A 21,898-nucleotide genomic window follows, 5' to 3' on the forward strand; every position below is an offset into this window, starting at 1 on the left:
GCCCCCCGCCGGGGCGCCCCAGGGCCCGGGGGGGGGGGGGGGGGGGGGGGCGGGCCCCCCCCCCCCCCCGGGGGCCCCCCCCGCCGGGCGGGGGGGGGCCCCCCCCCCCCCCCCCCCACGGCAATCAGCGGCGGTTCACTTGCCGCGATCCGCGACCGGCTCAGCCGTGTGAACAGTGCTCGACCAGACCGGACGCAGCACCGCACACAGCAGCACGCCGAGCACCGCCGCAGCACAGCCATAGACGAACAGCGCCGTGTCCGCGCGGAAGAAGTTGCCGAGCAGCCCGGCCACCAGCGATCCGACAGCGGTGCCCGAAACCGCTTGCACCAGCCACAGACTCGACACCCGGCCGCGCAACTCGTCGGGGGTGTGCTGCTGCAGCAGCGCGAAACGAAAGGTGTCGTTGACCGCGCGGCCGAGCCCGAATCCGGCGAGCCCGAGCACCGCGAGCACCGTGGTGCCGCCTGCCCCGACGACGATCAACGCGACCGGAAGCAACGCCACCGACAGCAGCAGCGCCCTGCCGTTGCGCCGGACGCGCCCGGTCCAGCCACTGGTGAACAACCCGATCAGCGCGCCCGCGGCGGGTGCGCCGTAGAGCAGGCCGAGCACACCGGATCCGGCGCCGAGCACGGTGTCGTTGTACGCGGGCAGCAGCACCATCGGCCCGCTCACCAGCATGACGGCCAGCCCGACCAGCAGCGCCCCCCGCACCATCTGATGCGTTACGGCGAAACGCATTCCGGTTAGCAGGGCCCGCAGCGGCGGCTCGTGCACCGACCCGGTGGGCGGATGCGCGCCGACCTCCTGGAACAGCGTCACGGTCACCGCGGTGGCGGCCGCCGCGACGAAGTAGGTCACCGAAACCCCACCGGTGGCGATGATGACGCCGGCCACGCTCGGCGTCACGACGGTGCCGAGCTCGGTGGTCAGCGTGATCAAGGCGCCCGCGGCGGCCAGTCGCTCCCGGCCGACCAGCGCGGGCGTCAGCGCCATCAACGCCGAGCTGCTCACCCCGCCTGCCACGCCGTCGAGCACAGCGGCGCCGTAGATCACCGGCAGCAGTGGATGTGCCAGCAGCGCGTTCGCGCCGAGGATCAGGAAGCCGAGCCCGGCGAGCGAGCGGGCCAGCTGAATGGTGCGCCGCCGATCGTGCCGATCGGCGAGCACGCCACCGGACAGGCTGCCGACGAACATCGACAGCGCGGTCGTCACCGACACTCCCGCGACGTGCAGGCTGGAGTGGGTGAGCTGATAGACCTGATACGGCAGCGCCACCATGAGCAGACCGATGCCGAGCAGCGAAATCAGCCGTGCCACAAAGATGAAACGGAAGGCCCTGCTCTCCCGTAGTGGCGAGATATCGATGACCAGACGTCGCAGCACGGTCATCCGTTCGTCGTCGCGATGGCGTCGAGCGGCGACAACCCGACGAGGACAAGCGTTCCCGGCAGCCTCATGCGGCGTCACCCGCCTCGTCCTCGTCGAAGTCCGCGTGCCCGCGCTTCCAGTAGGCGGTCACCTCGGCCCCGCCAGGTTCGGCCCGCAGCACCTCGCGCACCCAGCGCCGCAGCGGCCGCACCACGCCTGCCTCGGCGGCGATCCACGCATAGACCCGCTCGCCCTCCGGCAGCGCAACGCCGCGCACCGCCTGCTCGAGCAGGTCCGACGATCCGGCGGGCACGCTCCCCCGATGCAGCCAGCGGACCTCGATGCCCTCGGGCGCCACCAGGTCGAGCTCCTCGGCGGCGTCGGCCACCTCGACGAACACCCATCCCCGCGCGTGCGACGGCAGCGCCTCCAACCACCGCGCGATCGCGGGCAGCGCGGTGATATCGCCTGCCAGCAGATAGCGGTCGTAGGTGAGCGGCACCACCAGCCCGCCGGGCGGCCCCGCGATGTGCACGGTCGTCCCCGGTGTGGCGGCCGCGGCCCAGCTCGCCGCGTGACCGCCGGGGTGCAGCGCGAAATCGATGTCGAGCTCGCCGGCCACCGGATCGAAGCGCCGGACCGTGTACTCCCGCGAGATCGGCAGTGGGCGTGGCCATTTCAGCTCGAGATCGACCTGTTCCGGCAGCCGCAGGGTGCCGTCGGAATCCGGATAGACCAGCCGGACGTGCTCGGTGGGCACATGACTTTCGAAGCCGTCGAGGCCTGGGCCGCCGAAGGTGAGCCGCCGCAGCCCGGACCCGACCATGCGTGCGTCGAGCACGGTGACCTCGCGCAGTCCGATCGGGTAGGGCACCTTCGCGCCTGCCGTGCTGTCGAGCACTTCGGCGATCCGTACGAGATGTGCGGTCCGGTTCATCCGGCCGCGCAGATCTTCGGCATTGCGTGACATCCCTTGCGTCCTATGGAGATCCGTCGACCGACCCGGGTCGACGGTGCGCACCTCGAGCGCAACGCATGAGGTTAGCCTAACTTAATTTCGGAGACAAGGTGACCGCTACCGCCCGGAACTGTGCCCGACCGCGCCCGCCGGAGCAAAGGCAATGGTCAACGAACCGGGGCCGAATACGCCGCCGGGCGCACCTGTAGGTTGGACGACGGTTCTCTTGCGGCACAAGCGGACCTACCCGACCCGCGCGACCCGCGGCGACGGTGTGGACCACTTGCTCGGGCGATCAGCTGTGCGCTCGGTTGTCGACAGTCGGTGGAGCGCGGTCGAGTCCGCGCCGAGTGAAAGGCCCTTCAGCATGACGTCATCGGCGGGATCGAGCGCACGCGCCCACATCGGGGTCACCGGCCTCGCAGTGATGGGCAGCAATATCGCGCGCAACTTCGCCCGGCACGGACACACCGTGGCGCTGCACAACCGCAGCATCGCCAAGACCGACGCGCTGCTCGCCGCGCACGGCGCCGAAGGCGACTTCGTGCGCACCGAGACGATCGAGGAATTCGTCGCCGCGCTGCAGACGCCACGCCGGGTGCTGATCATGGTCAAGGCGGGCGAGCCGACCGACGCGGTGATCGAGGAGCTCGCCGCCGCGATGGACGAGGGCGACATCATCATCGACGGCGGCAACGCCCTCTTCACCGACACCATCCGCAGGGAGAAGTCGCTGCGCGAGCGCGGCCTGCACTTCGTCGGCGCAGGCATCTCCGGTGGTGAGGAGGGCGCGCTGAACGGGCCCGCCATCATGCCCGGCGGGCCGAAGGAGTCCTACGAGGTGCTCGGCCCGCTGCTCGAGTCGATCGCCGCACAGGTCGACGGCACCCCGTGCTGCACCCACATCGGGCCGGACGGATCAGGCCACTTCGTCAAGATGGTGCACAACGGCATCGAGTACGCCGACATGCAGCTGATCGGCGAGGCCTACCACCTGTTCCGCGACGCGCTCGGTTTCGACGCCAAGCAGATCGCCGACGTGTTCACGCACTGGAACCAGGGCGAGCTGGAGAGCTATCTGGTCGAGATCACCGCCGAGGTGCTCAACCAGGTCGACGCGAAGACCGGCAAGCCCCTGGTCGATGTGATCCTGGACGCGGCCGAGCAGAAGGGCACCGGCCGCTGGACCGTCAAGGCGGCGCTGGACCTCGGCGTCCCGGTGACCGGCATCGCCGAGGCGGTGTTCGCCCGCGCGTTGTCCGGCGCCACCGCGCAGCGCAAGGCCGCCGTCGGCCTCGCGGCGGGACACCTCGCCGACAAGCCCGCCGACGTCGAGCAGTTCACCGACGACATCGAGCGCGCGCTCTACGCGTCCAAGGTGGTCGCCTACGCCCAGGGCTTCGACCAGATCGCCGCCGCCAGCGTCGAATACGACTGGAACCTGCAGCCGGGCGACCTCGCCACCATCTGGCGCGGCGGCTGCATCATCCGGGCCCGCTTCCTCAACCGGATCAAGGAGGCCTACGCGGCCGATCCGCAGTTGCCGAGCCTGATCCTGGCGCCGTTCTTCCAGGAGGCGATCGAGAACGCCATCGACAGCTGGCGCCGAGTCGTGGCGACCGCGGTGCAGCTCGGCATCCCGGTGCCCGCGTTCGCCTCGTCGCTGGCCTACTACGACGGCCTGCGCGCCAAGCGGCTGCCCGCCGCGCTCACCCAGGCCCAGCGCGACTACTTCGGTGCACACACCTATGAGCGCATCGACGTCGCGGGCAAATACCACACGCTGTGGAGCGGCGACCGCAGCGAGATCAAGGCCGACTGAGCCGGGACGCGAGGGGTGCGCTCGGCAACGAGCGCACCCTTTTTGGTCGCAATCTGAGACGGTTAACTACCCTGTAGCAGCGAAACCTCGTCCGCCACGGCAGTATGTCGTGCATGCGCGTATTGATTCAGCTTCGTCCGCCCGCCGATCTGATCACCGCAGTGGCCGACCCCGCAGTCGAGGTCGCATCGGCCGATGTTGCCGGTCATCTGCCAGGCGTCGTGCTCGACCACGACTACGCTCCGGTCGCGGTGCCGAAACCCGTTCCCGCCGTGACCGATACCAGCCGGGCGTCGTACTCGCTGGCCGCCGCCGACGCCTCGGTGGTGGTGCGCGGCGAGATCGCCGACGACGACGTCGCGACCGGCGTCCTGCAACTGGCTCGATCTCGCAGTGTCACAGGGATTTTCGCGGACCCGGTGATCCAGACCAATATCACCTGCGGCGACACTCCCGCAGTCGGCACCTGGCACGATGTCGAGACGCTGTTGCGGCACGACGACCTGACCGCGGCGGGCCTGGACGGCACGGGCGTTGCGCTGGCCATCGTCGACACCGGCATCAACGCCGCACACGTCAAGCGGGTGCGCGGCGGCGAAGTGACCATCGACAAGGCACGCAGCTGGAATCCGCCGGGGGTGACCGGAACTGCGGGCGAATTCCCGGTGGCGCACGGCTCGATGTGCGCGTTCGACGCGCTCATCGGCGCGCCGCGGGCCGCGTTGATCGACATCCCCGTCCTGCAGAGCAGGCGCCAGGGCGGCAGCGTCATGGACGGACTGCTCTCCGATGCGCTCGCCGGCTACGCGCAGCTGCGCACGGTGCTCACCGATCAGCCCGCCGCGTCCCGCGCGCTGGTGATCAGCAACAGCTGGGGTTCGTTCTCGCCGAGTTGGGACTTCCCCGTCGGGAAACCCGGTAACTACTCGGACAATCCGTCGCACCCGTTCAACGTGATCGTCGGTTCGCTGGAGGCCGCGGGCGCCGACATCGTGTTCGCCGCGGGCAACTGCGGGCGAAACTGCCCGGACGGCCGCTGTGCGTTTCCGGACCGGCCGATCACCGGGGCCAACTCGCATCCGGCCGTGCTGTCCATCGGCGGCGTCGACACCACCGGTCAGTGGGTCGGCTACTCCTCCCAGGGCCCCGGCCGGTTGGCCGACCGCAAGCCGGATGTGTGCGGCTACACCCACTTTCTCGGGTCGACCGCGTTCGGCGCGACCGAACCGGACACCGGCACCTCGGCCGCATGCCCGGTCGCGGCGGGCCTGGTCGCCGCGATCCGCACCACCTGGTCGGCCACCACGTTGCCGCCCGCACAGCTGCGGTCCCTGCTGCAGCGCACCGCGAGCGGCCGACCGGGCGGCTACAACTACGACTACGGATACGGCGTCCTCGACACCGCGGCGGTCCTCGGGGAACTGAACCGGTTGTCGAGCCGCGCGTAACGTGGTGCGCATGCCGTTGCTCACTGTCCGGCTCCCGCGAAACGCCACCTTGGCCACCGCATTACGGGAGTTGGCACTCACCGCCGACGAGGTCGACACCGCCTTCGGCCTGGTCGCCGTCGATCCCGACCAAGGCCTCTACGCCTTGCGGGTCACCGACGCGGCCGCCGCCCGCATGTCCACCAGCGGCAACGGCGATGTCGAGGTCTTCGCGGACCCCCGCGTCGAGCCGATCAACGGCCCGACGCGGGATCCCGACAACCTGCTGTGACAGCAGGATTCGACGCGAAGCGTCAGTGCAATACCGTCGAGCTCAGCCAATCACGAACGGCGGCTTGATAGTCCGCGGTGTTCGGTGCGAGATTGACCGAATGTCCGCTGCCGGGCAGCACGAACGTGCGCAGCCTGGCGGCGGCGCTGAAGAACGGCGCCTCCGAGGCTTGCAAGGCTGCCGTTGTCGCACAGGCGTTGAGGCACAACCGATCCTGGCTACCGTTCACCACCATGACCGGGACGTTGATGGTGTTGGTGATCGGCGGCACGGTGGAGGTCAGCCCATCGGGATACTCGGTCAGCGCGAAGACGTCCTTGGTTGCCTCGTCGGTCGCGATCACCTGGGGATCGACGCCGGTGCCGTGGAAATCGAACGCGCGGGTGCCTGGCTGCGTCGTCAAGTAGCCGGGGTCATACCCTTTACCCGCGAACTTCGGATCCGCCGCGGCGGGATGATAAGTGGCAACAACCGCCGTCACGCCGACTATGTCCAGTGAATGTGAAAAGCCAGTGAGCAGAACACCATCCACGTCGTGGTGAGTGCTCGCCTCGTTCACCGCGATGCCGGAACTGAGCGAGTGCCCGGCGGTGATGACTTTGCCGAAAGGTTGCGACCCGGCCAACCCCTGCCGCAAGGCGCCGACGAGATTGTGCAGCGCGACCACCGAAGCGGTCGCGGTGACCAGGGTGCTCAGCGGCCTGCTGCTGGCGCCGGTGCCGAACCGATCGACCACCAGGGTCGCATACCCCGCATTGTTCATCGCCCGCCTGAAACTGTAGGTATCAGGGGCATAGGGGAAGTCCCAATAGGTGTGGTTGTAATTGGATCCCGGCATCATCACGATGACCGCGTTCGTCGCCGTTGTCGGCAGGCACAGCGTCGCGGCCAGATTTCCCAATAGGGGTTGCGGGAAGGAAACTGCCGTGCAGCCGCCGGGTGGCGCTGGATCGGCATGCGCCACCGCGGGCGCGAAAATCAGAATAAATGACACGACAATTGCTCGGATAGCGACTCGCATGACGAGGATCTCCCCTCGGAGAAACACGGGAATGCCTGTGCGGCATTCTCGTTCGATCTTTTGGTGCGGGGAGATTAGCTCGCGGAGAGAACAGCACGCAACACCTTCACCTAGATCAGATACATTGTTGCGCAAAAGAAACCGAAAATAAGTTGCACGACCTGCGTTTAAGATTTCAGCGGCGGAACAATTTTGGCGAAATCTACCTCGCGAACGTCGGGATCGACGGCACTCACGACACCCTTGAACGCGCGCGGCGAGGGCCGTGTCGCCGAGCTCCCCACGGACCCGCCATGGTTGGCGCGCACGCAGAGATGACAGCATGGGGCAGGCAAGCATTCGGCGACGGCAGCCGACCTCAGCGCGTGCGCACCGCGATATCGGCAGGTCGAGCTTCGAACATTATTCGGCCAATGATGCTACTGCACATCATGATTCGCAGCCATCATCCGGTAACCGAAGCCTGCGCGCATGCTTCCAGCCGCAACGCCGCAGCGGAAGTCTCAGAGGTGCACGAACAGCAATCGGTGGGTCTAGGATGCGACACATGGGTACGCGAGCGGTGCACTTCGTGGGAAGTTTTCCGGCCGAGAGCACAGCAGACGCGATGCAAGCGATGCTGGACAGCGCGGGGCCACTGCTGAAGACACTGCCGACGGGCGAGACACGACGCTACGAGTTCTACATCAAACCGATAATCGAAGATCTGGCGTCGCAGGGCGCCCTGGAATTGAAGAAACCCGGGGATTGGACGTCACCCGCGGATCGCACCATCTATCGGGCGCCACGCGGAAAGAAACTCACCGGCGACATGATGGATCTGTGGTATCTCCATGAGGCCGAGGAAGCGCTGCCCATATTCAAGAAGTTGCGCGCGGGCCGTGACGTGCCGAGCCTCTCGCTCCAAATCGGGATGCCGACGCCTTTTACCCTGGCGTTCATCGCGATGGGCCGACCGGGGGTGCTGCGGCACCGAATAGCGTTCGTCGACGCCACCGTTCGCGAAATAACCGCCGTGCACGCGCTGGTCGGCGACGATGTCGTCATCCAGCTGGAAGCAACGGCGGAACTGGTGGTGATGTCGAAGACACAACCCAGGCACAAGCTCGTCGACCGAATCATGGGGATGAGCAAGGGGATCGCCGCGGTGGCCGCGGCCGCACCCGAGGGAACGCGGTTCGGCGTGCACCTGTGCCTCGGCAGCATGAACAACAAGTCGACGGCGACGATGCGGGACGCTCAGCCGCTGGTCGATCTGGCCAATTCCGTTGTGCGCCACTGGCCGTCCGGCCGCACCCTGGAATTCATCCATGCGCCGTTCGCGGCGGGCGACAAGCCACCGTCGGTCGACCCCGAGTTCTACGCACCGCTCGCGGGACTGGCCATGAGCGCGGGCACCAGCTTCTACGCGGGCCTGGTGCACGACATCCCAAGTGAGGCAGCGCAGTTTCAAACTTTGCAGAACATCGAGCAGGCCATGGGCAGGCCGGTCGATGGCGTCGCCACCGCGTGCGGCCTCGGCCGCCGATCCCGCACGGTGGCCGACGCACTGATGGTGAGGGCCAGTACGCTCACCACCGGTGGATGAAGTCCACGCCGGCGGCGCCAGGACCCCGGTATCCATTGCTGATTCTCAGGTGGAATGCCGCACTGACGGTCCGGGAAGATCGCTACGATTGTGGACGAGGATCGGGAGGAAACCTTGTCAGGAATGGACCGGGTACCAGGACTGAACCCCAACGTGCCGAGCTCGGCTCGGATCTACGACTACATGTTGGGCGGCAAGGACAATTACGACGTCGACCGCGAGGTCGCCCGCCGCATGCTAGCCGTCGCGCCCGACACCAGGACCTTGGCGTGGTTCATCCGCAAGTTCCTGGTGATGGCCGTGCAGCAGGCCGCGGAGGCGGGCATCCGCCAGTTCATCGACCTCGGCGCGGGCATCCCCACCTCCCCCAACGTGCACGAGGTCGCCCGCAAGGTCGATCCGTCGGCCACCGTGGTGTACATCGACAACGACCCGGTCGTGCGCGCCCACTGTGATGCACTGCTGGCCAACGCTCCCGGGCTCAGCGCCATGGAAGCCGACATCCGCCGCCCGCACGAGATCATCGACCATCTCAAAGCCGAATCCCTCATCGATTTCAGCGAACCGGTCGCCGTCCTCCTCATCGGCGTGCTCCATTACGTGATGGACGACGAGAAGCCGTACGACATCGTGGCCGCCTTCCGCGACGCGATGGCGCCGGGCAGCCAATTCGTCTTCACTCATACCTCCGACGAGACGAACGCCGAGTTCAAGAGCCGCTCGCACGAAGACACCAACAAGAGCCCGTCTCAGGTCGTCTACCGACGGCCCGACCAAATAGCCGCGTTCCTCGACGGTTTCGAGGCAATCGGCCCCGGCGTGGCGCCCGCCCAGCAATGGCTCGAGGGCGACCTGCCCAAGACCCAGATGGTGATGTACGGCGGCATCGGCCGCAAGTAACGGCGAGCATCCTTCCGAGCGGCGCAGGCCATCTGCGGAAAGCCCGCGCCGCACCCGGCAAGGTGGTTGCCGAATTCTCGGGCAAACCAGCCGCGGACGGGCGGGGCGAACCCGTCTCGACATATGCCTCGGAATGCCTTGCGGCTCTTATTCTTCCGGTGAACCGTCGGTGTTTCAACTCGGTTTCCGGACGGGTGATCCACCCTCTTTTCCGGGCCTGTCACCAGCACCGACACCCGGCTCGGCGCACCATCGCGGCACACCTGCTCGGTTTCTGGGCGCGAAACGAACCCCGAGTTCCGCCCGCTACCTCCTGTTCGTCCGGATGATGCGGATTCGTCCGATGTTTACCGCTCGGCGTTGGCTCGGTCCCGTTAAACGTTGTCCCGCCATATCAATCGGACGCAGGGGAGTTAGTTGATGCAGGACAGGAACGACCATCCGGTGATCTCCAGACGCGGTCTGCTCGTCGGCGCGGGGGTGCTCGCGGGCAGCTTGGTGGTGCCGGGTATCGCCAACGCGGACACCAAGTTTCCGATGCCGACCGGCTCGGATCTCAACGTGCTCATCACCGGCGACGCCGGGACAGGCGAGGCAGGGCAGCGGGCGGTGGCCGCCGCGGCGAAGCAGATCTACCAGGCCGAGCGCATCGGGTTGGCGGTCGGGCTCGGCGACAACATCTACGAGGACGGCGCAGAAAGCGTTGACGACGACGAGTTCTCGACCAAGTTCGAACAACCCAACGCAGGCATCGACGTGCCGTGGCTGATGGTGCTCGGCAACCACGACTGCAGCGGCATCTTTCCCGGCAGCGGCGGCAACCCGAGCAAGGGCGACTACGAGGTCGGCTACCACCAGCGCTCGCGCCGCTGGTACATGCCGTCGCGGTACTACCAGGTCGCACTGCCCGCCTCGGGTGCACCGCTTGTCGAATTCTTCGCGCTGGACACGGTTCCGGTCGCCTCGACCGTGATGCAGACCGACCCGAATTACGCATGGGACGGCCCCTACATGCGCCAGCAGCGGCAATGGCTGGACCGCGCGCTCGGCGCCTCCCGCGCCACCTGGAAGATCGTGCTGACCCATCACCCGTACCGCAATAACGGTAAGCACGGAAACGCAGGCGCCTATGACGGTGTCACCACCGGCGACTACATGAGCGGTAAACACCTCCAGGAACTGTTCGAACAGGTCGTCGTCGGCCGTGCGGACTACATCCTTTCCGGCCACGACCACACCTTGCAGATCCTGGACACCGCGCTCAAATCCAAGGGCACCCAGCAAATCATCTGCGGCGCGGCCGCCAAGAAGGGCGACGGCTCCTCGAATGTCACCAATCCGTCCTTCTGGCAAGACTTTTCCAGCCTCGGCTTCATGATCGCCAAGATCCGCGGCAACGCGCTGACCCTCGACGCCTACACCGTCGACCCGGCCACCTCTACCGCCCGATTGGCCTATACCCACCACCGCCCCCGCTGAGTCGCCTCCTGCGTCGCACAGCAACCGAGCACGCTGCGCGACGCAGGAGGGGCGTGCCGCTTACCGCAAGACAACGAGCGCAGCACGCGAGAAAGCGAACGGCGAATCTCGGCGGAATCGGGTCACGTCCGGATTTGACCGGCGAATCCACCGAAAACGGTTGGTAGCCCACAAATTCTGCCGGATTCCGATATCGGACATTTCGCGCGTGGCACCCCGCCTACCTGGTTATGGGAAACACCTAGCCTATACTTTTGAAAGTCAACGCAGAACTGGCAGGAGAAAAGTTAGGTGAGTGGGTTTCCCCATTCCGCGATCCGTGATCTGGCGGGCCGGACCTGGCTCGAGCTATTGCCTTGGCTCGCCGAACACCGTGACGGCCCGCCACTGCTCGGCGAAGGCGAGTTACTGCCGAACGCGTGGATGTCCACGGCCGCAAGCGCGGCCGTCCCCGCCGCACACCTCGCCGAGGTGTCCCGTCGTCTTGCCGTGGTTTTCCGCACCCACCATCGGCATACCCCCTTCGCCTCGGCCTTCCCCTACGCGACCACCGATCCTGCCGAACTCGCGCTCTCCGCACGCGCACGGACCGCACTGCACGGCACGGCCTCGCTCGGCGAACACACCGTCGCCGACCTCGGCGCACTGCCCGGCGTCGGACCCGCGCTGGTCACCGAGATCGTCGCCGCCCTGATCGGCGCAGGCAGCACCGCCGATGCGGCGACGCCCGCGGCGGTCGCGGAGTTCGAGCGCATCGCCGCCACCCTCGACGAGCGCGACCGCTACCTGCTCACCGCGCGCATCCTCACCGACCGGCGCAGCACCCTGGCGGAATGCGGTGCGGCGCTCGGCGTCTCCCGCGAGCGGGTCAATCAGCTCGACCATCGCCTGCGCGCGCGCATGCACACCGCGTTCCACACCGCACAGGCGCTGCGCCGCGCCGCCGACGCGCTGGTCCGCACCGCGACGCCGGTGGCCGCCCTGGCCAGACTGAGCGCCGCCGACCCCGATCTCGACGCGATGCTGCCCGCCGCCGCGGTGCCGCTGTGGTTCGCGCTGGCCAAGCTGGACGATCGAGTGGACATCGTCGACGGCTGGGTGGTCGCGGAGACCATGGACGCCGCCCGTCACCGGAGCCAGGAGCTCATGGCGCAGCAGGCAGGCGATGAAGGGGTCGCCGACCTCGCCGACCTCGCCGCCGCCCTTCGCATTCCGGTCTCGGAAGCGGGCGCGTGGCTCACCTATTGCGGGTACCGCGTGCTCGGCGAGCACGTGCTCAGCCGGACCGGTTCGGTACCGGACAGCATCGCCGCCATCTTGGCACTGTCCGGAAAACCGTTGACGTTCAACGAAATTCATGCGTCGATGCGCCCGGCCAGATCGGTGTCCAGCGTCCGCAACGCGATGGTCTCGGACAAGCGATTCGTCAAGGCCGACCGCAACCGCTGGGCGCTTGCCCGATGGGGCACCCCGCGGTATCTCCCGATCCACCGCCAGATCGGCGAGGTGCTCGACCGCAACGCGGGCCGGATCGCGCTCGACGATCTGGTCACCGAGCTCACCGAAACCTTCGACGTCAAAGAGTTCAGCGTGCGCACCTACGCCGCCACCGGCGAGTACGCGACCGTCGACGGGATCGTCACCCGGCGCGACAAGTCCTATCGGCCGCGCAAGTCGCCGACCAAGACCCGCCACCTGTACCGCGACGGCGAATTGCTGCGCTGGCGAACCACTCTCGCGCCACCGCATCTCAAGGGTTCCGCGTTCAACCTGCCGTCCGCACTGGCCGGGCTGATCGGGGCAGGCCCCGGCCATGCACTGGAACTGACGAGCAGACTCGGCCCCCAGTCGATCATCTGGGTGGGCGTGCAGGCTCGTGCGGGCACCATCAAGCGGTTCATCGATGATCTGGGATTGCGTTCGGGTGACGAGGTCTTTCTCGAGTTCGCACCCGACGCCGACGACGGCGCGCAATTCGACGTGATCCCGGTGCCGCAGCCGGTCGCGGCCGACCCGCTGCGCACGGCACTGGCCGCGATCGGCCACGTCGCCGACCCGGCGATGAGCACCCAAGAGGTGACCGCGACACTGGCGGACGCACTGTGGCTACCGCGGTCGGCGAGCATCGCGACGCTCGTAGACACCTTGCGCGCACGCAAAGAGGACGAGCTGGCCGATCTCCTCACGGAGTGAGCCGACCTATCGGGAGCACAACCACGGCCCTGGATCCCGGCTGTAGCACACCGGAACCGCGCTCTCGGGCAACAGCGTTGTCCCGTAGCGTCTTTCGCCGCCGTCGGGGCCGCACCCGTCCTGGTGATCGGCACCGAAGCGTTCCTGCGCGAGCTCGAGCACGCGCAACGAACGGTGTGCCTGCACCCCGGCCGAACGCAATGCGGCGAGCCGATCGTTCGAGCACAGCAGGATCGATGCTTCGTCACAGTCCAATTGCTCGGCAACCCGAACCGGATTCGCGCCGCCGTGGCGCCGCACCGAAAGGCACGCACCGGCAAGCAATGTCGCGAGGCACGAGGTGAGCACCACTCGGGTCGTGAGTGGTTCGGTGACCGCAACCACGTCGTCCGGCGTCGTCCCGATGTCGGCGCGCATCTCGTGCGCCGCCGACATCAGCGCCTCGCTGCTGACCTCGAGCAGACCGGCACCGTTCCGCAGTCCGAACACGGCGCCACCGCTGCTGCCCGGCGCGAGCGGACCGCGCCCCGACCGCGCCAGCGTGTAGTCGCCCGCGATCGAGGTCATGGTCGGTCCGAACGCATCCATCTCGTCGGCGACGTCCACCACGAGGTGCTCGTGCTCGCGATGCCCGATGAGGTGATCGATGCCGATATCGGCGATCTGGCGACGGGTGAACTCCGGTGCCGCGGAAATGTCAAGGGGTGCAGCGACGGCCGCGATCTGCTCCACCGCGAGCACCGCCAGCAACGCCTCGTATCCGGACCCGACGTAGATCCCGACCCGCGCGCCGGGTAGCACCCCCGCCTCGACGAGGTCGGCGGAAAAGTACTGCACCGCATCGGACAAGGACGCGTAGTCGTGCAGACAGTCGCCGTCGCTGATCGCCGCTCGATCAGGGAACGTGGCGGCCGCAGCCACCACGGCACTCGCGACCCGCACCGTCCTCGACACCGCCCAACACTCCCGATCGGAACCCACATTCAAGGACATCTTGACATACAGGTAAGGCAAACCTAATAAATCAGTGCGAGGTGTGACAAGGCCCACATTCCTGGGATGAACAGATCATCACATGGGGGTTACCGACCGGGGCCGACACGCAGGTAAGTTTAGCCTAAACTAATACTTTGCCTAATCTCACTCGCTCTGGAAGGCCTGGACGTTGGACGAACTGATGCCTGGTTGCACCGCCAGGTCTGCCGTGTTTCCCGACCGCCGCTCGGCCGCTCCGCTCGGGCCGATCGCATGACCGAGACGCCACGCAGCCGGATCGCCGACATCATGCCGCTGACTCCGCTGCAGGAGGGGCTGCTGTTCGTCAGCACGCTGGACGAGAACGTCGACGTGTACACGGTGCAGGCCACCCTCGACATCACCGGCCCGCTCGACGGTGAACGGCTGCGCGCGGCCGCGCTGGCCGTGCTCGATCGACATCCCAACCTGCGCGCCTGCTTTCGTACACGCAAGAGCGGCGAGCCGGTCGCATTGATCCCCTCACTGATCGATATCCCTTGGCGGTCAATAGATCTCAGCAGTCTCGCGCACGAGGACCAGGATCGCAGATGGGCCGCGATCCTCGACGCCGATCGAGGCAACCGCTTCGATCCGGCCACCCCGCCACTGCTCCGCTTCACCCTGGCAACGCTGGGCCAGCACCGATTCCGGCTGCTGCTCACCAACCACCACATGCTGCTCGACGGCTGGTCCTCGCCGCTGTTCGTGCATGAGCTGTTCGCCTTGTACACGAGCACCGACCAGGCCGCCCTCCCTGCTCCTCGGCCGTATCGCGACTTCCTGCGCTGGCTGCAGAACCAAGACCGGGACGGCGCGGCGGCGGCGTGGCGTGGCGCGCTGGCAGGCGTATCCGGTCCGACCATGCTCGCGCCGGTCGGCGCGACGCGCAAAGCCACACGCCCGCAACGCCATACGCTCGACCTGTCCGCCGACATCGGCGCCCGGCTCGGTGAACGCGCCCGCGATCTCGGTGTCACCGTCAACTCGATCGTGTCCGCGGCGTGGGGCCTTGCGCTCGGGCACGCGGTCGACGCGACCGACGCGCTCTTCGGCGCCACCGTCTCCGGGCGCAGCCCCGAACTCGACGGCGTCGAGTCGATGATCGGCATGTTCCTCGGCACCGCGGTGGTCAGGGTGCGCACCGAGCCCCGGGACTGCCTGGCCGATGTCGTACGCAGGACGCACGAAACGAACACCGCCACAATGGATCACCAGCACCTCGGCCTGCCTGCGATTCAGCGGGTCGCCGGGCACGGTGAACTCTTCGACACCCTGCTGGTCTTCGAGAGTTATCCCGATGCCCGTGACGCCCTTGCCGCGGTCACCGCGGCGGCCGGGCTCGAGATCACCTCGGTGCAACCGCGCGACTCGACGCATTACCCACTGACCGTCACGGTGATTCTCGAGCCGAGGCTCACGATCCACCTCTTCTACCACTCGACGGTGTTCGACGCAGCCGAGATCGCCTCCATTGCACGGCAATTCACCGTGCTGCTGGAACTGATCACCGATCAGCCGAAGACGCCGCTGAGCCTGCTCGACCTGTGCGACGACACAGCACGCGCGACGCTGGCCCGCTGGCAAGCCGGGAGCCACCTGTCCGACCAGGTCCGTCCGGTCACCGCCGTGATCGATGACCACGCGGCCGATCCGACGGCGGTCGCCCTCCGCTGCGCCGGAATCGATTGGACCTATGCCGAACTCGCGGCCGTCACCGCCCGGCTCGCCGCCGCACTACGGGACCGCGGCGTCGGTCCCGAGGACCGTGTGGTGATCGCCCTGCCGCGCGGCGGCCAGTTCGCCGCGGCAATGCTGGCCGTCCTGCGCGTCGGCGCCGTGTACGTGCCGATCGATCTCGGCTACCCACGCGAACGGATCGCGCACATCCTCACCGACAGCGCACCGGCGCTCGTCATCGGCGCGCTCGACGCGGATGTCCCGATGCTCGATCCGGCAGCGCTCCCGGCGACCACCACCGCGCCGCCGAGCACGGACTTCGATCCAAGGCATCCGGCTTACCTCGTCTACACCTCCGGTTCGACCGGTCGCCCGAAGGGCGTGCTCGGCACCCGCGCCGCGCTGCATCGGCGCATCGAATGGGCCGTCGCGCAGTGGCATTCGGCGCAACCCGAGATCCGGCTCAGCAAGAGCTCGTTCGCCTTCATCGACGGCAGCACGGAACTGCTGGCAGGCCTGGCCGCAGGCGCGCTCGTCGTCCTCGCCACCGACGCGGAAGCGCGGGACACCGCCGCGCTCGCCCGGCTCGTCGTCGACGCGCAGGTCACCCAACTGACCGCGGTGCCGACGCTCGCCGCGGAACTGATCGCCAACCATCCCGCGCTGGCCGAGCGGGTGTCGACCTGGGTACTCAGCGGCGAACCGACCAACCCCGCGCTGGTGACGCAGCTGCGCGCGGGCAATCCGAACAGCCGAATCATCAACTCCTACGGCTCTTCCGAGGTCGCGGGCGATGTCACCTGGCACGATCTCGCGCCGGACGATGTCGCCATCGGCGCCCCGGTCCCCGGTGTCCATCTCGAAGTCCTCGACCGATACCTGCGCCAGGTCGCGCCGGGCGCGGTCGGCGAGCTGTATGTCCGTGGACCCCAGGTGGCCAGGGGCTATCACCGCAATTCCGGCGCCACCGCGGCCCGCTTCGTCGCGGGTCCCGGCGGTGCAGTCCGGTATGCCACCGGCGATCTGGTGCGCTGGCGGGCGGACGGCGCCCTCGACTATCTCGGCAGAGCCGATCAGCAGGTGAAGATCCGCGGCAACCGGGTCGAACCGGGCGAGGTCGATGCCACGCTGGCCACCGTCCCCGGCGTGCAAGGCAGCGCGACGGTCGCGGTGACCGACGCCACCGGCGCTATCGCGTTGCGCGCGTTCGTCGTCGGCACGAATCTCGATCCCGGCGCCGTCCGGCGCACCCTGGCCGATCGGCTACCGCCCTATCTGGTTCCCGCCGTCGAGATCATCGCGGAGATCCCCCGCCTGCCCGGCGGCAAAGTGGACCGGCGGGCGCTCGCGGGCCGAACCGCAACGCCGACAGCGTCCGTGGCACCACGCACCGAGCTGGAACGCGAGCTGTGCGCGATCGTTGCCGAGGTGCTTGCGGTCACGGACTTCGGCGTCGACGACGACTTCTTCGCCCGTGGCGGGCATTCGCTGCTCGCGGCCCGCGTGGCCATCCGGGTCCAGGCCGAGCTGGGCCACCCGGTCTCCGTGCGCATGATCTTCGACCATCCCACCGTCGCGGAGCTGGCGAACGAACTGGCGGCAAACCCTGGCACCGCGCCGAAACTGCCTGCGCTGGCAGTGCGCTCGCACGGAGCGACCGTTGAGCTCTCCTCGGCTCAGCGCAGGCTCTTGGCCGTGGAACAGATCGTCGGCGGCTCGGTGCCCTACAACCTCTCGTTCGTGCTCGCGCTCAGCGGAGCGCTGGACGCCGCGTGTCTTGCCGCGGCGCTGACCGACGTCGTCGACCGGCATGCCGCGCTGCGCACGCTCATCGTCGAGACCGACGGCGAACCGGTGCAGCGGATCCTCCCGCCCGGGCAGCCACTCGCGTTCAGCCAGCTGCGCAGCACGCCCGACACCGTCGTCGCTGACGTGACAGAGCTTGCCGCACAACCGTTCCGGCTCGACCGCGAACCTCCGATCCGGGCCGCGCTGCTGTGCACCGGGCCGGATCAGCACACCTTGCTGATCTGCATGCACCATGTCGCCGGGGACGAGTGGTCGACCCCAATCATCTTCCGCGACTTGGCCACCGCCTATCGCGAGCGCGTGCTCGGCGGCGCACCTGCCTGGCAGGAGCCCTCCCCCGGCTACGCCGACTACGCCGTCTGGCAACGCGGCCTCGTCGCGACCACCGAAGCCGGTCCGCTGGCCGCGCAACGCACGTTCTGGCGGCACACCCTGGCAGACGCGCCGGAAGAGCTCGGCCTGCCTTACGATCGGCCGCGGCCGGAGCGAGCCGACTTCGGCGGCGACGCAGTCGAATTCCGGATCGATGCGGCCCGCGCCGACGGCCTGGCCCGCCTCGGCCGCGAGACCGGCACGACCGGGTTCATGGTGGCGCACGCACTGCTCGGCGTGCTGCTCGCGAAGGTCACCGGCGCGCGCGACATCGTCGTCGGCACACCGGTGTCCGGCCGGGCCGGGCCTGGCATGGAATCCATCGTCGGGCTCTTCACCAACACCGTCGCGCTGCGCATCGATCTCCACGGCAATCCCGACTTCACCGAGGTGCTGCGGCGCGTCAGGGCTGCGGATCTCGCGGCGTTCGACCACCAGGACCTGCCGTTCGACGCGGTGGCCGAGCTGATCGGACAGCCACGCGTGCCAGGGCGCACCCCGCTGTTCCAGACCATGGTCCAGTACCGGACGCCGATCACCGTTCCCGATTTCGCAGGCCTGACCGCCGAGGTGCGGCATGCTCCGGTCCGGTCGGCGAAGTTCGACCTCACCTTCGACTTCATGGAACACGCCGACCGGCAAGGGATTTCGGTGCGGATCGAGTATTCGACCGCGCTGTTCGACCGCACCACGGTGCGTGCCGTTGCGGACCGGCTGCTGCTCGTCATCGACGCGGTCACCGCAGACCCCGGCGCCGGGCTGCGATCGATACCGGTGACCGCGCCGCCCGAGCGGCACCGAATCCTGCACGAGTGGAACGACACCCATGCGCAGGTCGACCCGAACCTCGATCTGCCCGGCCTGATCAGCCGTGGCTGCCGCGCCAACGCCGATCGTGTCGCGTTGCTGTTCGGCGACCAGCAGCTCAGCTATCGGGAGCTGGACAGCGCGGTCACCGCACTGGCCGACCAGCTCGCCGCACGCGGCATCGGCGCCGACGACATCGTCGCGGTGGCGCTGGAGCGTTCGTTCGCCCTGTTCGTCGCCGTGCTCGCGGTACACCGGTGTGGCGCAGCGTATCTCCCGGTGGACCGGAGCTATCCCGCCGAACGCCTCAGGTATCTGTTCGCGGACGCACGGCCGGGATTGCTCGTCACCGACCTACCGCTCGGCTCCGCTACCGAGCCACCCAACGGGGATATCCCTGTGCTGCTTGTCGATTCGAACGGCTCGGCGCTCGGCACTACCGTGGCGCCGGCACGCGCCACGGCCGACGCGACCGTCCTTCCGCCGTCCAGAGCCGCGTACGTGATCTACACGTCCGGTTCGACCGGGCAGCCCAAGGGCGTCGTGGTGTCGCACACCGCGATCGTGAATCGCCTGCTGTGGATGCAGCACGAATACGGCCTGCGCCCGGACGAGCGGGTGCTGCACAAGACGCCGATCACCTTCGACGTCTCGGTCTGGGAGCTGTTCTGGCCGTTGGCCGTCGGCGCGACCGTCGTGATCGCCGAGCCGGACGGACATCGCGATCCGGCGTATCTGGCGGAGCTGATCCGCCGAACCCGGGTCAGCACCGTGCATTTCGTCCCGTCGATGCTCGGCGCGTTCCTGGCCGAACCGGCGGTGGCCGACCATCCGCTCCCCGAACTCACCCGGGTGCTGTGCAGCGGCGAAGCATTGAGTCCGGCACTGCGCGACCGATTCCACGACCGCCTCACCGCGCAGCTGCACAATCTCTACGGCCCCACCGAAGCGGCGGTCGATGTCACTGCGACACCGGTCCGGCCAGGAAAAGGCTCGACCGTCCCGATCGGCGCACCGGTGTGGAACACCCAGATCTACGTGCTCGACCGCGATCTGGCGCCGCTGCCGGTCGGCGGATACGGCGATATCTACCTCGCGGGTGTGCAGCTCGCGCGCGGCTACCTCGGGCGTCCGGCGCTGACGTCGGCCCATTTCGTCGCGAACCCGTTCGCGGCGAACGGATCCCGGTTGTATCGCACCGGCGATATCGGCCGCTGGAGCCCGACCGGCCTGCTCGAGTACGTGGGCCGCGGCGACAATCAGGTGAAGATCCGCGGGCAGCGCATCGAGCTCGGCGAGATCGAAGCCGCATTGCTCGACTGCGCCGCGGTCGCGCAAGCGGCGGCGCTGGTCCACACATTCCGAACGGGCACGCACAACATCGTCGCCTATGTCGTGCCCGCGGCGGGCAGCACCCTCGACGGCGCCCGAATCACCGCGGAGCTGACGAGCAGGCTTCCCGCGCACCTGATCCCGGCCGCCGTCCTCGCTGTCGACGCGCTCCCGGTGACGGCCAACGGCAAGCTGGACCGCCGTGCGCTCGCCGCGCTGACCCCTGAACCGTCGGCGGCCACCGTCGACGAGCCGATGGACGACCGGGAAACCCTGGTGGCACAGGCGGTTTCCGAGATCACCGGCGTCGAACACGTCGGTCCAGACAACGACTTCTTCGCGCTCGGCGGTGACAGCATCGTCGCGCTCAGCCTGGTCGGCCGACTGCGCAAACGCGGGCTCGAGCTGTCCGCCCGCGAGGTTTTCGAGCACCGCACGGTGCGCGCGATGGCGGCCGCGGCGACGGTGGCACAGACGATCGTCCACGACGACACCGTCGGCGACGTACCGCTCACGCCGATCGTCAGCAGGCTGGCTCAGCGGCGCGGCCCGAGCTCCCGGCTGAATCAGACCGTCGTGGTACGCATTCCACCGGCAACGGGCCTGACGGCCGTCGAGTTGGTCCTCACCGCGCTGGTCGCGCGGCACGATGCGCTGCGACTGCGGCTGACCCGGGTACAGGACCAGGTGTGGACGTTGCGCACCGATCCGGCGGGCACGGTGCCGATCGAGGCGCTGGTGCACGACGCAGCCGCGGCGGCCTCGACGCCGATCGCGGAGACGCTGGCCGAGCTCGCCGACGCGGCCGCCGATCGGCTCGATCCGGACGCGGGCATCGTCGTGCAGTTCGTCCACGTCGAGCGGGGCGCAGGCACCAGCGGTTTCCTCCTCGTCGTCGCGCACCACCTGGTGGTCGACGGCGCGTCCTGGCGGATCCTGCTCGAGGATCTGGCCACCGCAGGCACCGGAGGCACGCTCGATCCGGTCCCGGTGTCGCTGCGCAGCTATGCACAAGCGATGGCCGCGCAGGCGCAGTCGGCACCGCGGCTGCGTGAGCTCGCGCACTGGCGCGATGTGCTCGCGCCGGGGGCGGATCTTATTGCCGAACCGCATGATTCCGGCGTCATGGGCGACCTGTCGCACCTCGATATCGAGGTCGGCGACGCGGTCGCAGCGGCGGTGCTCGCCCCGGCTCGCCCGATACCGACCACCGACCTACTGCTCGCCGCGTTGCGCGTCGCGGTCACCCGGTGGCGGGCCCGCACGGGCACAGCAGATCACGCACTGGTTGTCGATGTGGAGCGGCACGGCAGGGACGGACTTGGCGGACTCGATCTCACCAGAACCGTCGGCTGGCTCACCAATGTCACCCCGGTCCGGCTGCCCGCGCACGAGGACGTCGAGAGCACCGTGTTCGCGACCGCGGCGGCGATGGCGGCGGCTCCCGACGGTGGCATCGGGTTCGGGCTGCTCCGCTACGGAAACCCGCGCGCCGCGCGCGTTCTCGCCGCGCTCCCGCGGCCGCAGGTGCTGTTCAACTACCTGGGGCGGGTGGAGTTCGGTGCGGCGCAGGACTGGCGGGTTGCTCCCGAATCCCGCGCGGTCGCGGTGGCACCGAACGCCGATCTCGCGGTCGAGTATCCGCTCGAGATCAACATTCGCGCCGAGGTGGTGGCCGGGAAGACGGTGCTCCGCGCCCGGTTCACCTTCCTGCCCAAGGTTATTCGACACACAGAGCTGGCGGCCGTCGCGGAGCTGTGGGCTCAGGCACTGCTGGAGACCACGGATCTGACAAAGGCGACCGCGTCAGGTTAGATAAGCCTAACCTGA

Annotated in this window: 12 protein-coding genes; 8 read left to right on the plus strand and 4 right to left on the minus strand. The window is 68.3% G+C overall.

The annotated features are described in order from the left end of the window. Positions 1 to 135: 135 nt before the first annotated feature. Positions 136 to 1,395 carry an enterobactin transporter EntS gene (gene entS, locus ACGFNJ_RS06325; RefSeq protein WP_393444058.1) on the minus strand — a complete coding sequence of 420 codons (1,260 nt, stop codon included), beginning with the start codon at positions 1,393 to 1,395 and terminating at the stop codon, positions 136 to 138. Between the two features lie 64 nt (positions 1,396 to 1,459). Beyond that, on the minus strand, positions 1,460 to 2,344 hold the full coding sequence (locus tag ACGFNJ_RS06330; RefSeq protein WP_393444060.1) for a siderophore-interacting protein: 885 nt from the start codon (positions 2,342 to 2,344) through the stop codon (positions 1,460 to 1,462). Between the two features lie 355 nt (positions 2,345 to 2,699). Here ACGFNJ_RS06330 and gndA point away from each other — a divergent pair, with 355 nt between their 5' ends. The 3 genes from gndA (at position 2,700) to ACGFNJ_RS06345 (ending at position 5,873) form a co-directional block, all read left to right on the plus strand. Then, positions 2,700 to 4,154: an NADP-dependent phosphogluconate dehydrogenase gene (gene gndA / locus ACGFNJ_RS06335; RefSeq protein WP_393444062.1), complete on the plus strand. Its 1,455-nt coding sequence runs from the start codon at positions 2,700 to 2,702 to the stop codon at positions 4,152 to 4,154. A 113-nt stretch (positions 4,155 to 4,267) separates the two neighbouring features. Beyond that, a complete protein-coding gene (locus tag ACGFNJ_RS06340; RefSeq protein WP_393444064.1) occupies positions 4,268 to 5,602 on the plus strand; it encodes a S8 family serine peptidase in 1,335 nt (444 codons plus the stop codon). 10 nt (positions 5,603 to 5,612) lie between these two features. Next, entirely contained in the window at positions 5,613 to 5,873 is a 261-nt protein-coding gene (locus ACGFNJ_RS06345; protein WP_393444066.1) for a hypothetical protein, read from the plus strand. Between the two features lie 22 nt (positions 5,874 to 5,895). On the opposite strand, the gene ACGFNJ_RS06350 is transcribed toward ACGFNJ_RS06345, so the two are convergent. Further along, positions 5,896 to 7,029, minus strand: a complete 1,134-nt coding sequence (locus ACGFNJ_RS06350) for an alpha/beta hydrolase (protein ID WP_393444068.1) — start codon at positions 7,027 to 7,029, stop codon at positions 5,896 to 5,898. 412 nt (positions 7,030 to 7,441) lie between these two features. On the opposite strand from ACGFNJ_RS06350, the gene ACGFNJ_RS06355 reads away from it, so the two are divergent. The 4 genes from ACGFNJ_RS06355 (at position 7,442) to ACGFNJ_RS06370 (ending at position 13,054) form a co-directional block, all read left to right on the plus strand. Next, positions 7,442 to 8,482: a hypothetical protein gene (locus ACGFNJ_RS06355; protein ID WP_393444070.1), complete on the plus strand. Its 1,041-nt coding sequence runs from the start codon at positions 7,442 to 7,444 to the stop codon at positions 8,480 to 8,482. Positions 8,483 to 8,605: 123 nt separating this feature from the next. After that, on the plus strand, positions 8,606 to 9,382 hold the full coding sequence (locus tag ACGFNJ_RS06360) for an SAM-dependent methyltransferase (RefSeq protein WP_393444072.1): 777 nt from the start codon (positions 8,606 to 8,608) through the stop codon (positions 9,380 to 9,382). Between the two features lie 420 nt (positions 9,383 to 9,802). After that, entirely contained in the window at positions 9,803 to 10,861 is a 1,059-nt protein-coding gene (locus ACGFNJ_RS06365) for a metallophosphoesterase (RefSeq protein WP_393444074.1), read from the plus strand. A 291-nt stretch (positions 10,862 to 11,152) separates the two neighbouring features. Beyond that, positions 11,153 to 13,054, plus strand: a complete 1,902-nt coding sequence (locus ACGFNJ_RS06370) for a sigma factor-like helix-turn-helix DNA-binding protein (protein ID WP_393444077.1) — start codon at positions 11,153 to 11,155, stop codon at positions 13,052 to 13,054. A gap of 6 nt (positions 13,055 to 13,060) precedes the next feature. Here ACGFNJ_RS06370 and ACGFNJ_RS06375 read toward each other — a convergent pair whose 3' ends face one another. After that, entirely contained in the window at positions 13,061 to 14,008 is a 948-nt protein-coding gene (locus ACGFNJ_RS06375) for an AMP-binding protein (RefSeq protein ID WP_393444079.1), read from the minus strand. A gap of 294 nt (positions 14,009 to 14,302) precedes the next feature. Here ACGFNJ_RS06375 and ACGFNJ_RS06380 point away from each other — a divergent pair, with 294 nt between their 5' ends. Further along, complete coding sequence (locus ACGFNJ_RS06380; RefSeq protein ID WP_393444081.1) at positions 14,303 to 21,883, plus strand: amino acid adenylation domain-containing protein; 7,581 nt, start codon at positions 14,303 to 14,305, stop codon at positions 21,881 to 21,883. Positions 21,884 to 21,898 lie beyond the last annotated feature (15 nt).

It is taken from the genome of Nocardia sp. NPDC049149 (genome assembly GCF_043197455.1).
In the GTDB taxonomy this organism is placed as follows: domain Bacteria; phylum Actinomycetota; class Actinomycetes; order Mycobacteriales; family Mycobacteriaceae; genus Nocardia.

Bases quoted from the DNA above. Each gene is read 5' to 3' on its own strand.
- entS (WP_393444058.1), bottom strand. From the start codon at position 1,395: ATGACCGTGCTGCGACGTCTGGTCATCGATATCTCGCCACTACGGGAG.
- ACGFNJ_RS06330 (WP_393444060.1), bottom strand. From the start codon at position 2,344: ATGTCACGCAATGCCGAAGATCTGCGCGGCCGGATGAACCGGACCGCA.
- gndA (WP_393444062.1), top strand. From the start codon at position 2,700: ATGACGTCATCGGCGGGATCGAGCGCACGCGCCCACATCGGGGTCACC.
- ACGFNJ_RS06340 (WP_393444064.1), top strand. From the start codon at position 4,268: ATGCGCGTATTGATTCAGCTTCGTCCGCCCGCCGATCTGATCACCGCA.
- ACGFNJ_RS06345 (WP_393444066.1), top strand. From the start codon at position 5,613: ATGCCGTTGCTCACTGTCCGGCTCCCGCGAAACGCCACCTTGGCCACC.
- ACGFNJ_RS06355 (WP_393444070.1), top strand. From the start codon at position 7,442: ATGGGTACGCGAGCGGTGCACTTCGTGGGAAGTTTTCCGGCCGAGAGC.
- ACGFNJ_RS06360 (WP_393444072.1), top strand. From the start codon at position 8,606: ATGGACCGGGTACCAGGACTGAACCCCAACGTGCCGAGCTCGGCTCGG.
- ACGFNJ_RS06365 (WP_393444074.1), top strand. From the start codon at position 9,803: ATGCAGGACAGGAACGACCATCCGGTGATCTCCAGACGCGGTCTGCTC.
- ACGFNJ_RS06380 (WP_393444081.1), top strand. From the start codon at position 14,303: ATGACCGAGACGCCACGCAGCCGGATCGCCGACATCATGCCGCTGACT.